10 protein-coding genes are annotated in these 13576 nt (G+C 64.9%); 6 read left to right on the forward strand and 4 right to left on the reverse strand.

What is annotated here, in order from left to right:
* The first annotated feature begins 15 nt into the window (after positions 1–15).
* The 3 genes from BVU17_02970 to BVU17_02980 all read left to right on the forward strand — a co-directional run bounded on the left by BVU17_02970 (position 16) and on the right by BVU17_02980 (position 3398).
* Positions 16–891, forward strand: coding sequence for a mechanosensitive ion channel protein (locus tag BVU17_02970; GenBank protein AUG46529.1), 876 nt, complete (start codon positions 16–18; stop codon positions 889–891).
* An 86-nt stretch (positions 892–977) separates the two neighbouring features.
* Positions 978–2078 (forward strand): AI-2E family transporter, encoded by a 1101-nt coding sequence (locus tag BVU17_02975; protein AUG46530.1) that lies wholly within the window; start codon positions 978–980, stop codon positions 2076–2078.
* A gap of 132 nt (positions 2079–2210) precedes the next feature.
* Positions 2211–3398, forward strand: coding sequence for a signal transduction protein (locus BVU17_02980; GenBank protein ID AUG46531.1), 1188 nt, complete (start codon positions 2211–2213; stop codon positions 3396–3398).
* 26 nt (positions 3399–3424) lie between these two features.
* Here BVU17_02980 and BVU17_02985 read toward each other — a convergent pair whose 3' ends face one another.
* From BVU17_02985 to BVU17_02995, 3 genes are read right to left on the reverse strand one after another with little or no spacing between them, the layout of a single operon-like run.
* The gene (locus BVU17_02985) at positions 3425–5836 is read right to left on the reverse strand and encodes an ATP-dependent helicase (GenBank protein ID AUG46532.1); all 2412 of its coding nucleotides are present in this window, start codon (positions 5834–5836) and stop codon (positions 3425–3427) included.
* Positions 5837–5876: 40 nt separating this feature from the next.
* The gene (locus BVU17_02990; GenBank protein AUG46533.1) at positions 5877–7148 is read right to left on the reverse strand and encodes an ABC transporter; all 1272 of its coding nucleotides are present in this window, start codon (positions 7146–7148) and stop codon (positions 5877–5879) included.
* Positions 7145–8215, reverse strand: a complete 1071-nt coding sequence (locus BVU17_02995) for an iron ABC transporter (protein ID AUG46534.1) — start codon at positions 8213–8215, stop codon at positions 7145–7147. Before BVU17_02995 ends, BVU17_02990 begins: the two co-directional genes overlap by 4 nt.
* A 58-nt stretch (positions 8216–8273) precedes the next feature.
* Here BVU17_02995 and btuF point away from each other — a divergent pair, with 58 nt between their 5' ends.
* From btuF to BVU17_03010, 3 genes are all read left to right on the forward strand, one after another.
* Positions 8274–9368 carry a corrinoid ABC transporter substrate-binding protein gene (btuF, locus tag BVU17_03000; protein AUG46535.1) on the forward strand — a complete coding sequence of 365 codons (1095 nt, stop codon included), beginning with the start codon at positions 8274–8276 and terminating at the stop codon, positions 9366–9368.
* A 4-nt stretch (positions 9369–9372) separates the two neighbouring features.
* The gene (locus BVU17_03005) at positions 9373–10101 is read left to right on the forward strand and encodes a 5-formyltetrahydrofolate cyclo-ligase (protein AUG46536.1); all 729 of its coding nucleotides are present in this window, start codon (positions 9373–9375) and stop codon (positions 10099–10101) included.
* Positions 10102–10186: 85 nt separating this feature from the next.
* A complete protein-coding gene (locus tag BVU17_03010; protein ID AUG46537.1) occupies positions 10187–12112 on the forward strand; it encodes a two-component system sensor histidine kinase/response regulator in 1926 nt (641 codons plus the stop codon).
* Here the strand turns inward: BVU17_03010 and BVU17_03015 are convergent.
* Entirely contained in the window at positions 12107–13507 is a 1401-nt protein-coding gene (locus tag BVU17_03015; protein AUG46538.1) for a pyridine nucleotide-disulfide oxidoreductase, read from the reverse strand. The two genes, BVU17_03010 and BVU17_03015, sit on opposite strands and share 6 nt — an antisense overlap.
* Positions 13508–13576: the final 69 nt, after the last annotated feature.

The following is a 13576-nucleotide window of genomic DNA, read 5'->3' on the forward strand; positions in this document are numbered from 1 at the left end:
GCTACGAGAAACGGTATGCAGTTCCCGGCGGGTCTAGATATCGACATCGCCTCGACGTACGGCCAACTCGCGACCGACGGGGCGCAGTTCCTCGCGGTCGCGGCGCTACTCTACGCTCTCGGCCGGCTGATCGCCGTGCCGGTGGCCCGATGGCTGCTGACACGGATGGAGACTAACAAGACAGTTGCCAGTGCGCTGACCAGTGCTGTCCACCTGTTGTCGGTTGTCGTTGCGGTGGTAATCGGTGCTAGCGTTGCGGGCTTTCAGGGCGCGCTTGCGGGGTCGACCCTGCTGGCGGCAGGTATCACACTGGCAGTGGGACTGGCGGCACAGGACGTGCTCGGGAACTTTGTCGCCGGCGCGTTCATCGTGACTGACCCAGACCTGAACGTCGGTGACGTCATCGCCTGGAACGGGATGCAGGGGACGGTGGTCGATATCGACCTGCGGGTGACCCGGATTCGGACGTTGGACAACGAACGCATCATCGTCCCGAACACGGCACTGGCAACGAGCGCGGTGACGAACCAGACATCGACTGGCCCCGTCGGGATTTCTTACCAGTTCGGTATCGGCTACGAGGACGATATCGAAACGGTACAGGCTATCATCGAAAACGCCGCCCGCGACCTCGACCACGTCTCGGAGAAGCCAGCTCCGACAGCCAGGGTCACCGACCTCGCGTCGACGGCGATCATCCTGACAGGCCGGATCTGGATTCCCAACGAACGGCGGAACCGACTCGCGTCAGTCAAGGCCGCGTTCATCCGGCAGGTGAAGGAGGACTGCCACGCGGAAGGCATCGACCTCAGCGACACGAGCCAGCACGAACTCGCCGGCGAGATCGGCGTCCACGACAGCGTTGAGCCGACGCGCGAGCGACCCGAATAGCGCCGGTCCGAACAGGGTTCGACCCGCGCTGTCTGCGGGATTCCCGGCGCCCGTACGTTTATACTTATTCACAAAATGGTACGTATATGGACGAGAAGCGATTCGTCGTCGCCCTCTTTGGTCTCGCTGTTGCGGTGGTGGTCAGTGTCCTCGCATATCAGTTCATCGCGGCGTTGACCGTCTCCGTGTTCCTCTATTATTCGACGCGACGGTACTACAGTTCCTTGCGCAGGCTTCGCCTTCCGGCGCGGGTACGTGCGGTCGTCGTCATGGCTTCGTTGGCGATCCCCCTCCTGTTGCTCGTCAGCTATGCGGCCGTCCTCCTCATTGTCGAAGCCCGACAGTTCGTGACCCAGTACGCGCTCGTTGACGTGGCTGCAACGCACATCAGTTGGCTGGACGGGGCAGAGTCCGTGCCGGACCTCACCGTCGAGGGGCTGTACAGCGCCTACCAGTCGGGGCAGCTCACGCCGTTCGTCGACTTCCTCAGCGAAAACGCGATGGTGCTTACCTCGGTCGCTTCCCAGTTCGTTCTCAATCTGTTCATCACGACCATCGTCACGTACTACCTGCTGGTGGACGGGCGGCGTATCCGCGAATGGCTGCTCCGGTTCGACGATGGGGCCATCATCCGTGAGTACCTCGAAGCCGTCGACGAGGAACTGGAAGCGGTGCTGTTCGGCAATCTCCTGAACGTGTTGGCGATTTCGCTTATCGCTATCGCTGCATTCACCGGTTATAACGTCGTCGCGCCAGCAGCCGTCGAGGTCCCGTATCCGACGCTCGCCGGCGCGCTGACCGGTATCGCGAGCTTGATTCCCGTCGTCGGGATGAAGATCATCTACCTCCCGCTGACCGGTATCACCGCACTCCCGGTGGTGCTTGACGGGCAGTCGTCGCTGCTCGTGTACGTCCTTGGGTTCCTCCTCGTCGCGGTGGTCGTCGTCGACACGATTCCGGACCTGCTGCTCCGGCCACTTCTCAGCGGCGAGAGCACGCACGTCGGGCTCCTGATGCTGGCGTATACGCTCGGCCCGGTCGTGCTGGGGTTCTACGGGCTCTTTTTTGCCCCTATACTGCTCGTCGTCGGCATGACGTTCGCGAACACGGCATTACCCCGTTTACTCGGTGCGAGCGAACCGGACGGTATCCACCCCGACCAGTTGCGACTGGAAGACTTCAGCTAGCCGCCACAGCGGTGACCAACAGCCGAACGTGTGTCGGGTTCGCGAGCGAGCAGTGAGTGACGGACACGTCGAGTGTGTCCTTGTGACATACAAAAAGAACATTTATATTCAAGTCAAAATAAGAAACTAAAAATGGGGTCAAACTCCGAGTCCGCTCCCCCCCAGGCGCCTCCAGCGGACCAAATCGAGGAGTTGCACGTGGCGATGCGGCGACTGATGGCCGCCGAGGACCAGTCTGAGGTCGCGGTAATCGCGGTCGAGACTGCAACCGCGATTCTCGATTTCCCGTTCAGCGTCTTCTGGGAGGCCACCGACAGCGCGCTCACAGCAGAGGTGATTTCTGACCCGCTTCGAGAGCACGTTCAGGTTCCAGACGACCCGGGAGAGGTCATGCGACACGAGCGCGGGAGCTGGCTGTGGGACCAGTATGAATCCGACGAGACACAGCGAGTCCTCGTTTCGACAGACAAAGCCGCATCGGATGCACCGCTGCACGGGGGTATCAGCGTCCCACTCGGCGAGTACGGGCTTTTGACTGCCGGGACGGATGAGCGAGCCGAACCGACCGAACGTGAGACGCAGTTGGCCGATATACTCGGGAAGAACGTACTCTCTACCCTCGAACGGATCGAGCGCGAGCGGGAGCTGAAACGGCAGCGCGACAACCTCGACCTGCTGAATCAGATCGTCCGTCACGACCTCACGAACCACCTGCAGACCATCAGCGGCCGGGCGGAACTGCTCCGGGACTACTGCAGCGGCGACGCCCTAGAACACGTCGACGGGATACAGGAGAGTAGCCAGTCGGCCGTGGAACTGCTTGAGACGGCTGGAAACCTCGCGGCGGTAATGCGACAGACGGACTGGGAGACCGAGCCGGTCGCCCTTGGACCAGTTCTGTCTTCGGTGACCGAGGATATCACAGCGACATACACCGACGCACATGTCACCGTCCCGGACGAGTTCCCGTCGGTACAGGTGCAAGCCGACGAACTCCTGTCCTCCGTGTTCCGGAACGTTCTCACTAACGCAATCCAGCACAACGATTCGGCAACGCCGTCGGTCGTCGTTGACGTGACTGACGACGGTGACGTGTTTCAGGTCACTGTCGCCGACAACGGCCCGGGAATTCCGGACGAGCAGAAACGGGCGGTGTTCGAATGTGGGGAGAAGCGACCGGACAGTGCGGGGACCGGCGTCGGCCTCTATCTCGTTCAGACGCTGGTCGACGCGTACGGTGGTGACGTCTGGGTCGAAGACAACGAGCCGCGGGGGACCATCGTCGGACTCACGCTACCGAAGGCCACGGACGACGCCTGAGTCGGCTCCAGAACTGGACGGTCCCGCTACCGCTCCAGCAGCCCGTTCAGTAGGTGTATCGCGCCGTGTTTGTCCAGCGGGTCGTTCGCGTTGCCACAGTGGGGCGACTGCACGCAGGCCGGGCAGCCGTCAGCGCAGTTACACGAGCGCAGCATCGAGAGCGTGGTGTCCATCAGCGGCCCGATGTCGTGATAGCCGGCCCGCGTCAGACCGATACCGCCGGGGTACCCGTCGTAAATGAAGATGGTTGGCTCGTCAGTGTGGGGGTGCCGGGGCGTCGACAGGCCGCCGATGTCGCCGCGGTCACAGAGGTACTCGAAGGGGAACATCGAAATCATGGCGTGTTCGGCGGCGTGAATCGCGCCCGGGAAGTCTCCGGCCTCGCCGCTGTCAGCAACTGCGTCGCCTGATAGACTGCCGCCGTCGCCACTGTCGGGTCCGTACTCGCCGCGGCGAATCTGCGCTTCCAGTTCCGACGGCACCGTGTAGTACAGCGCCTTCGTCTCCAGCGTCGTCTCGGGCAGGTCGAGGGCGCGCTGGCCGAGCACTTCCCCCGAGGAGCCGTCGCGGCGCTCGTAGCCGGTTATCTGCTTTCGCATCGTCACCGAGGCGAAGCGGACCGGCACGTCCCCGCGGGCCGGCAGTCGCCGCTCGTCGAGGTCGGCCTCGACGGTGATGGTCTTGTCGTGGAGGACCCGCGTGAAGTAGTCCGCCCACGTCCGGGACAGTTCGGCCACACCTGCGTTGAGGTCGAGGTCGGTCACCTCGTACCGCCGCCCCTGATGGTGATAAATCGCGCCGGGGTGGGCATCGCGTAGCGCGTCTTCCACGGAGAGTTTCGCTATCACGTCCCCGTTCGCCACGAGCTTTACCTCGCCGTCGTCGACGGTCCGCAGGCTCATCTCGTGGTGTGGGCTGCCGCTGCCGAGCCAGCGCATCCCCTGGTCGGTCTGGCGGCGGTCGAGCTTCCCGGCCGATTCGAGGCCGGAAACCACGTCGGGGAACGTCTCGCCGAAGTGGCGGTCGTCGTCGGGCGACAGCCAGTTCTCACAGGCGGCCGCGTGGACGTGAGACGGGAGCAGTTGCTCGTTTTCGGGATTGGTCACGGCCTGCTCGGCCCCCGTCTCGAACAGCGCGTCGGGGTTGCGAAGGACGTACTGGTCCAGCTGGTCCTCGCCGCCGACGAGCGCGACGAGCGCCGGGTCGGTCCCACGGCCGGCCCGTCCGGCCTGCTGGAAGGCTCGCATCCGCGTGCCGGGGTAGCCGTCGAGCAGGACGGCGTCGAGGCCGCCCACGTCGACGCCCAGTTCGAGCGCGCTGGTCGACCAGACGCCCCGGAGGTCGCCGGACTGGAGGCCCTGCTCCAGTTCGCGGCGGCGCTCGTCGGTCAGCGCGGCCTGGTACGCGCCGACGGCGTCCGCGAGGTCGTGTTCCCCGCGGTCGCGGAGTTCGTCGGCGCTGTCGCTGGCGTACCGTTCTGCGGTCTGGCGCGACCCGGCGAAGACGACCGTCTGGAGGCCACGCGCCACGAGGTCGACGAACAGCCGCTTGGTCTCGACGTGGTTCGACCGCCGCCGGCCGCTGCCCCAGCCCTCGCCCTCGTACTCGGGCGGGTTCCACAGCAGCCAGTGTCGCGGCCCGCTGGCGCTGGTGTCCTCGTCGACCAGCGCGAACGACGACTCGGGCTGGCCGGTGACCGCTGCCGCGTGCTCCACGGGATTCCCGATGGTCGCCGAGCAACAGACCCACTCCGGGCCGCCCGTGGTCCCGCCATCGCTTCCTGCGCCCCTGCTCCCGGCGTCGAAGCGCTCGGCGACCCGCTGGAGGCGGCGCATCACGAGCGAGACGTGGCTGCCGAACACGCCGCGGTAGCCGTGCACCTCGTCGATGACGACGGTTTCGAGCCGCTGGAAGAACCAGTCCCACAGCCGATGAGCGTGTGGGAGGATGCCGTAGTGGAGCATGTCCGGCGTCGTCAGCAAAACCGTCGGCTGGCGCTCCCTGATGGCCTCTTTCTCCGATTTCGACTGGCGGCCGGTGTACTGGGCGACAGCGACGCCAGAGGCGAAGCCGAGGCCCTGTGCCAAGTCCGACAGCGTCTCGGTCTGGTCGTTGATGAGCGCGACCTGTGGGGCGACGTATAGTGTCGTCGCCCGGCGGTCAAGCGCCCGCTCGAACGCCGGAACGGTGTAGGCGAGACTCTTGCCGCTGGCCGTCTCGGTCGCGAGCACGACGTTCTCGCCGCCGTGGACGGCCTCGATAGCGTCCACCTGATGGGTGTAGAGGTCCGTGATGCCCCGGTCTTCGAGAACGCCGGTGAGCCGGTCCGTCACGTCGCAGTCCGCGGTCCGCGCGTCCCGTCCGGGTACTGTCCGCTGGTCGACGATCTGTCCCTCGTAGTACGGACGGTTCCGGAGCCACGCAATCGTGTCGTCCACGGGCAGAATACGTGAACGAGCAGTATCGGTGTTGCTGTTCTCAGTCAGTGGTCGATTGCCTGAGCGTCGGTTTCGCATCGCGCTCCGGTGCGGCCGGCAAGGACGCGACCGCTGCGGGGAGCGCAGCCAGTGGGACGGTGTCGTGAGCGGCGCTTGTGCAGGTGCTCTCGTCCGGTTCGACAGCAAGACAGGTACCGGCAGCCTCGACGACCGGGCTGTTGCCGTCACTGGTTTCGCCCGCCGTCACGACGGCGTCGGCGGCCCGGGCGAGTTCGACCGCACGCCCGCGGGTCGCGTCGTCAATGCCCGCGAAGGCCGGGACCGTGACCGTCTCACAGTCGAGGTCCTGCGCCCGCTCGGCGGCTATATCGCCGGCGGGCACAACGCCGACACTGACCTGACAGCCGGCACCAACGAGCGTCGAGACGGCGGACGCCGCCGGCTTACCGGTGCCGACGACGTGGACGCGGCGGTCGACCGCCTCTTGTTCGGGCAGCGGTGTCACGAGCGGCGCGTCGGTGCCGGGCTGGGTCGTCACCAGCGTCTCCGCGTCGAAGGCGTCACGGAGCGTGTCGCTCGTTAGCACGTCCGCGGGACGGCCCGCGGCGCGGATGCCGCCGCCGGCGAGCAACACCAGTTCGTCGCAGTACCGGGCGGCCAGATTGAGGTCGTGAATCGCGGCGACGGCCGTCTTTCCGTCCTCGACCAGCGTCCGGACGAGTTCGAGCGTGCGGACGGCGTGGTTGATGTCGAGGTTCGCCGTCGGTTCGTCCAGCAGGAGCACTGGGGTCTCCTGTGCAAGCGCCCGAGCGAGGAGGACCCGCTGGCGCTCGCCGCCCGAGAGCGAGGTGAACGGCCGGTCGGCGAACTGGGCGACGCTCGCACGCTCCATCGCCCGCTCGACGGCTTGACGGTCGCCCTCGTCCATCCGGTCGAACCGGCCGAGATGCGGTGTCCGCCCCATTTCAACGGTCTGTCTGACGCTGAAATCGAATGACAGCGCGGTACCCTGTGGCGTGCTCGCGACGAGGCGGCTCACCGCCTTCGCCGAGCGGTCCGAAATCGGTTCGCCGTCGACGCGAACCGTGCCGCGGTCCGGGTCGAGCGTCCCCTTGACCGTTCGCAGGACGGTCGTCTTGCCCGCGCCGTTGGGGCCGACGAGACCGACAAGCGACCCGCGGTCGACGCTGAAATCGACGTCTGAGACGACCGATTGGTCGCCGAATGATACCGCGAGGCCAGACACGTCGAGTATCGGTCCGGAGCGACCCCGTTCCGGGTCGGCACTGTCGGACCCAGCTCCGCCGTTCATAGCTCGTGCACCTCCCGCTTCCGGAGCAAGTACAGGAAAAACGGCGCGCCGAGGACGGCGGTGACGATGCCGACCGGGACCTCGGCGCTGCCTGAGCGTGCCAGCGTGTCCGTCGCTACGAGGAACGACGCCCCGGCGAGGGCCGCCGTCGGGAGCAGTATCCGGTGGTCCGGCCCGACGAGCAACCGCATCACGTGGGGGACGATGAGGCCGACGAAGCCGACGATGCCGGCGACGGCGACGCCCGCCGCTGTGATGACCGCCGACAGCGCGAGCAGGACTCGCTTGGTTCGTTCGACCTCGATACCGAGGCTCTGTGCGTCCTCCTCGCCGAGCAGCATGACGTTCAGGTCGCGTGCGTACGCCAGTAACACGGCGAATGGGATAGCAACGAGCACGACGCTGGTGGTCACTTCCGGCCAGGACGCACCCTTGAGATGTCCCATCAGCCAGTACAGCGCCCGGCGGATGCTCTCGCCGCTGTGGAGCAACAGGAAGGAAACGACCGCGCCGAGAAACGTCTGTATCGCCACGCCGGCCAGCAACAGCGTCGCGACCGGCGTACGCCCGTTCCGCGTCGCGATGAGATAGACGCCGAAGGCCGCGACCAGCGCCCCCGCGAAGGCTGCGCCGCGGAGCCCGAGCCCGAACGGGATGACGACCGGTGCGACGATGAAGCCCACCGCGCCGACGGCCGCGCCGGAGGACACACCGATGATAGAGGGGTCAGCCATCGGATTCCGGAAAATCCCTTGCATAATCGTCCCTGCGGCGGCAAGCGAGAAGCCGACGACCGCACCGAGCAGTATTCGGGGGAGCCGGACCTGCATCACAATCTGTGTCCGAAGGTCGCTTACGGCGTAGGAAAACATGTGGGCCGTGGTCACGTCGACCGTAGGGCCTGAGATAGAGATGCCCGTCGGGACGACAACGGCGTTGAGCAGCACCTTCCCGACGACGGCGGGCGGAATCCACACTGGACCGATGCCGGCGCTCGTCGTCACCACGGCACAGAGGACGGCGACGAGCCCAGCCGACCACCCGACGGTCCGACCCGCGAAACGCATGTATGAAAGCCCACTTGCAGTAGATAAGTATTTATTGCTCCTGACACCCGCATAGGGTATGCGACGACGTGCTCTCGTCTATGTCTTTGTCGTGCTCATCGGCTCCTTCGCGGGTATCACTCCGGCGTCAGCAGCAGCTGACACGCAGGCGGACGGCTGCTCGTTCCCGGTCACGGTGACCGACGCGACCGGGACTGAGGTCACGATCGAGGAGCGTCCGGAGCGGGTGACGACGACCAATCCCTCGGCCGCCCAGACGATGTGGGAGATCGGCGGCCGCTCCCAGGTGGTCGGGCTCACTCAGTATGCGAGCTATCTGGACGGCGCTGAGAGCCGAACGAACGTCTCCGCAAGCTTCGGTGTCAACGTCGAGCGTGTCGTCAGTACGAACCCGGACCTGGTGATTGCACCGAACGCCAGCGCCGGTGACGTGGCCCCGCTCCGGCAGGCTGGCCTCACCGTGTATCACCTCCCCGCCGCGACGACTATCGAGGACATACGGGCAAAGACAACGACCATCGGTCGACTGACCGGCAACTGCGAGGGCGCGACCGAAGCGAACGCCTGGATGGACGCGAACGTCGACGCCGTTCGGCAGGTCACCACGGGCGTTGCTGACCGACCGACGGCGCTGTACCCGCTAGGCGGAGGGTACGTGGCGGCGGGTAACACCTTCGTCACGTCGCTCATCGAACTCGCCGGCGCGGAGAACGTCGCCGCGCGCAACCACACGCAATACCCACAGCTCAACGACGAGGTCATCCTCAAGCTTGACCCGGATGTTCTATTCGTCACCGAGAACACGGCGACCATCGCGCAGACGGAACCATACGCCAGCACGACCGCGGGCGAGACCAACACGACGGTCTCCGTCCGGGTACGGAATATCAACCAGCCTGCGCCACGGAGTGTGGTCTCGTTCGCCCACAACGCTACCGCACAGCTCTATCCGGACCGCTACGACGCCGACAGCTACGTTCCCCGGTCGGCTGTGACGCCGGCCGCGACCCAGACGAGCGAGCCCACGCCCGCGGACCACACGCCGAACACTGACCAGCCCACGACCGACGCCAGCGGTCCCGGATTCACCGCCGTCGGGGCGCTTCTCGCAGTACTTGCCCTCGTCAGCACGCTCTCACGGCGGAGGCCATAGCGGCATGGACAAACAACGCATCCGTGAGACAGTCTGGGACGCGCTGGAAGAACGGGGCGTCGCCCGGTTCCCGTTCCCGCCCCACGACCGGATTCCGAACTTTGAGGGCGCGAGTGAGGCCGCACTGCGCCTGACAGAGACCGCAGTCTGGGACGCCGCCGAGACGGTCAAGGCGAACCCGGACTCGCCACAGCTTCCGGCCCGACGGGCGGCGTTGCGGGCCGGAAAGACGGTGTATATGGCTGTACCCCGGCTTCGGGACGAGCGGTGTTTCTACGAACTCGACCCCGACGACCTCGATGATATCGAGGCCGCGCCGGCCATCTCGAATGTTGCGGACCACGCGCGACAGGTCGGTCCCGAGGCGGTCGGAGGCGTCGACCTCGTCGTGTCGGGGTCGGTCGCGGTCACTGAAGACGGCGCACGAATCGGCAAGGGCGAGGGGTACAGTGACCTCGAATACGCTGTCCTCCGGGAACTGGGACTGGTCGACGAGACGACGCCGGTCGTGACGACGGTCCACGAACTCCAGATTGTGGGCGGTCCGGAGGGCGTCGTCGACACTACCGTTCCTGTCGACGACCACGACGTGCCGATAGACTCGGTCGTGACGCCGGACCGGACTGTCGAGACAGCCACTACGCACACGACGCCGACGGGCGTCGATTGGGACGCGCTTTCCGCGGACCGAATCGACGAGATTCCGGTACTTTCCTCGCGCCGTTCTGACTGACTTCACAGCCGCTGTCCCGGGTACGACCCTGGTAATGAAAGCTTACCGGCGGTACAACTTTATCCCCACATTCCCTGAAAGACGTATGGATACACCCGTGGCCACGCCGAACCGTCACGGGGCCGATGGAACTGCTGGACAGGTCCGTGTCCTCTATGTCGACGAGGACTGTGACGATATCACAGCGGTCAAAGAGACGCTGACTGATAGCGCCGACGAATTCACTGTGACGGTTTGTGAAACGGCAACAGACGCCCTCAGTGCCCTCGAAGACGCGTCCTACGACTGTGTTGTCAGCGAGTATCGATTGCCGGCCCGGAACGGGATCGAACTGCTGGGCGCTGTTCGGGACCGGTCGTTTGACCTCCCGTTTCTGCTGTTTACTGATGACGGAGACGAGAGCGTGGCCAGCGAGGCCATTTCGGCCGGTGTCACGGACTACGTGACGAAGACGCCCCTCTCGGAACAGACGGAACTGCTTCGACAGCGGATCACCGCTGCCGTTGCTCGCTCCCGGGAGGAGTCGGACATCCTCGACCGGATGACCGACGCGTTCTTCGCTGTTGACGAGAACTGGGAGTTCACGTACGCCAACGAGCGTGGTCGGCGCATCATCGAGCGTGCGATGAAGGGGGACGGAGCGACGACGGACCTGCTGGGGCGCAACATCTGGGAGGTGATTCCGTCCATAGAGGGGACGGAGTTCAGCAAGCGGTATCGGGAGGCGATGTCGAACCAGGAGCCGACATCCTTCGAGGCGTACTTCGAGCCGCTACAGACGTGGTTTGAGGTGTCCGTGTACCCGTCGTCGACAGGCATCTCGGTGTATTTCCGTGACATCACGGAGCGCCAGAAACACGAGGAGAAGCTCAGAGGGAGAGAACGAACGCTCAGAGAAATCTATGCCGTCATCTCGCGCAAAGACATGGATTTCGAGGCGAAGGTCGAGCGCTTGCTCGAAATCGGCCAACACGTCCTCGGAACGGAGACGGCCGCACTCTCGCGTATCGACGGTGACAGATACGTCTTCGAAATCGTAACCGACCGGACGGGCACTACCGAAGCGGGCGATACGGTCCCGCTGGAGGCAACGAACTGCGAGCGGGCCGTCATCGAGGAGCAGACGCTGGTGCTGGCCGATATCGCTGAAGACCGGCCAGATCTGGCCGAAAGGGCTGGCTACACGGAGATGGGCATCTCTTGTTACCTTGGAACTCCTGTTATCGTCGACGGGTCAGTGTTCGGGACGTTCTGCTTCTACGGTACGGACCCCCGTGACTCATTCTCTGAGTGGGAAGTCACACTCGTCGAGTTGATGGGGAACTGGGTCAGCTACGAGCAAGAGCGCGAACGCCGCGAGCAGGAACTCACCCGCGAGCGGAACCGTCTGGAGGACTTCGCCAGCGTCGTCAGCCACGACCTCCGGAACCCGCTTAGCGTGGCGTTCGGCCGGCTCACGCTTGTTGAGGAAGAATACGACGGGAATCCGGAGCACATCGAGTCGCTCCACCGGTCACTCGAACGGATGGACGAACTCATCGACGACGTGCTCGCGCTCGCTCGCGGCGGCCACAAGGTCATCGACGCGAACGAAACGTCGTTAGACGATATCATCACCGCCGCTTGGGACACTGTCGAAAGCTCGGACGCGACGCTCGAACGAATTGAGACGGACGCGGAAATCACGGGCGACCAGACGCGCCTCCAGCAGCTGTTCGAGAACCTCTTCCGAAACAGTGTGGAGCACAGCGACGACCCCGTGACTGTTCGCGTCGGGACGCTCTCGGGTGGGCGGGGGTTCTACGTGGCGGACGACGGCCCCGGGATTCCCGAGGACGAGCGTGAGCAGGTGTTCGAGCGCGGCTACACAACGAGCGACGACGGGACCGGCTTCGGGCTGGCTATTGTCTCCGAAATCGTCGACGCACACGGTGGGCGAATAACTGTCGCAGAAAGCGATGGCGGCGGGGTGCGATTCGACGTGACCGGGGTTCAGGTCGACCGCCTATAACTGGTCGACGCAGTCCCGAATGAGTCCGTCGACGTTCTCCGGGAGCGTCGGATGGTAGGCCCGGTCCGGCAGGTCACGCACGTCAAGGCCGAGCTCGACAATGGTCTGGAACGTCTTGGCGAAGCTGTCCGCGTGGTAGTGCATCCCTTGCCAGCCGAGTACTGTTCCGTCCTCCGCGTCGACGACGAGTTTCGCAAGGCCCTCGGGCACGTCTTTCGATTTGAACACGCCGTCGTCGCTGGCCTGTCGCGTCGCCGTGACGATGTCGTAGCCCGCTTCTTTCGCAGTCTCCTCGTTGTGGCCGACGCGAGCGAACGGATAGACGCCGAGCCCGGAGAAGATAACGTGGTGGTGGACATTCCGGTAGTCTTCGAGCGAGCCACCGGACTCTTGCCGGACGATGTTCTCGGCGGCGGTGAAGCCCTGCTCCTTGGCGACGTGGAGAATCGGCTCCTTGCCGTTGACGTCGCCGACGGCGTAGATGTGGTCGGCGTCGCGGGTCTGCATCGTGTCTTTCGCCCAGTCGCCCTCCACTGAGATGGACGTGTTCTCTAACCCCAAGCCCTCGACGGTCGGGCGACGGCCGGTGAACAGGAACAGCTGGTCGGCCTCGAACGTTTCCTCGCCGCCGTCGTCGTACTCGACGGTGAGGCGGACGCCGCCGTCTTCTGTCTCCTCCAGTTCCTTCTCGTAGCAGTTCGTCGGAACGGTCACGTCCCAGTTGTCCTCGTAGATGTCGAGCGCCTCGTCGCCGAACTCCGGGTCGCCCTCGTCGATGGGCCGGTCGTCGTGCTCGATAACTGTGAGTTCCATCCCACCGGCCTCGGCGAGGTACGGCACCATCTCCATCCCGATGTACCCAAAGCCCATCACGATGCCAGAGTCGGGGAACTCAGTGGCATCGAGCACCTGGTCGCTCGTCATGAAGTCGACCTCGTTGATTCCGGGTGTGTCTGGGATGTTCACGCTGGAGCCGGTCGCGATGACGACGTAGTCGGCTTCGTGTTCCTCGCCTCCGGCCCGGACCGTATGCTCGTCGACGAACGTGGCAGTGTCGTGGATGAACGTCACGTCGTCGCGCTCGGCCATTTCGTGGATAGAATCCCGGCGGTGTCCCGCCCAGCCGAGGACGTGGTCGTCCTTCCGTTCGACGACGGCTTCCAGATCGACTTCGGGCACGTCGCCGACGAGACGGTCGTCGTGGCGCGCCTGGAAGCGGTGTGCACCTGCGGAGAGCACTTCCTTGGACGGCATACAGCCACGAAGGATACAGAGGCCACCGCCGGGCTCGCCGTTGTCGACGAGCGTGAGTTCGATGTCCTCCTCCTCGACAAGGTCGCCGGCGACTGCGGCCCCGGCACTCCCATACGCGCCGATGATAACGACGTGAGTCATACGAGTGCTAGAGCGACGGCATCAAATAAAGGCTTCAGTGGCGTGTTTCGCCCAGACACGACCGACGTG

The sequence above is a fragment of the Haloarcula taiwanensis genome (genome assembly GCA_002844335.1).
GTDB classification, from domain to species: Archaea; Halobacteriota; Halobacteria; order Halobacteriales; family Haloarculaceae; genus Haloarcula; species Haloarcula taiwanensis.

Excerpts from the sequence above, each read along its gene's own strand:
- BVU17_02995 (AUG46534.1), bottom strand. The coding sequence starts at position 8,215 with ATGCGTTTCGCGGGTCGGACCGTCGGGTGGTCGGCTGGGCTCGTCGCC.
- BVU17_02980 (AUG46531.1), top strand. The coding sequence starts at position 2,211 with ATGGGGTCAAACTCCGAGTCCGCTCCCCCCCAGGCGCCTCCAGCGGAC.
- BVU17_02990 (AUG46533.1), bottom strand. The coding sequence starts at position 7,148 with ATGAACGGCGGAGCTGGGTCCGACAGTGCCGACCCGGAACGGGGTCGC.
- BVU17_02970 (AUG46529.1), top strand. The coding sequence starts at position 16 with ATGCAGTTCCCGGCGGGTCTAGATATCGACATCGCCTCGACGTACGGC.
- BVU17_03015 (AUG46538.1), bottom strand. The coding sequence starts at position 13,507 with ATGACTCACGTCGTTATCATCGGCGCGTATGGGAGTGCCGGGGCCGCA.
- BVU17_03010 (AUG46537.1), top strand. The coding sequence starts at position 10,187 with ATGGATACACCCGTGGCCACGCCGAACCGTCACGGGGCCGATGGAACT.
- BVU17_02975 (AUG46530.1), top strand. The coding sequence starts at position 978 with ATGGACGAGAAGCGATTCGTCGTCGCCCTCTTTGGTCTCGCTGTTGCG.
- BVU17_03005 (AUG46536.1), top strand. The coding sequence starts at position 9,373 with ATGGACAAACAACGCATCCGTGAGACAGTCTGGGACGCGCTGGAAGAA.
- btuF (AUG46535.1), top strand. The coding sequence starts at position 8,274 with ATGCGACGACGTGCTCTCGTCTATGTCTTTGTCGTGCTCATCGGCTCC.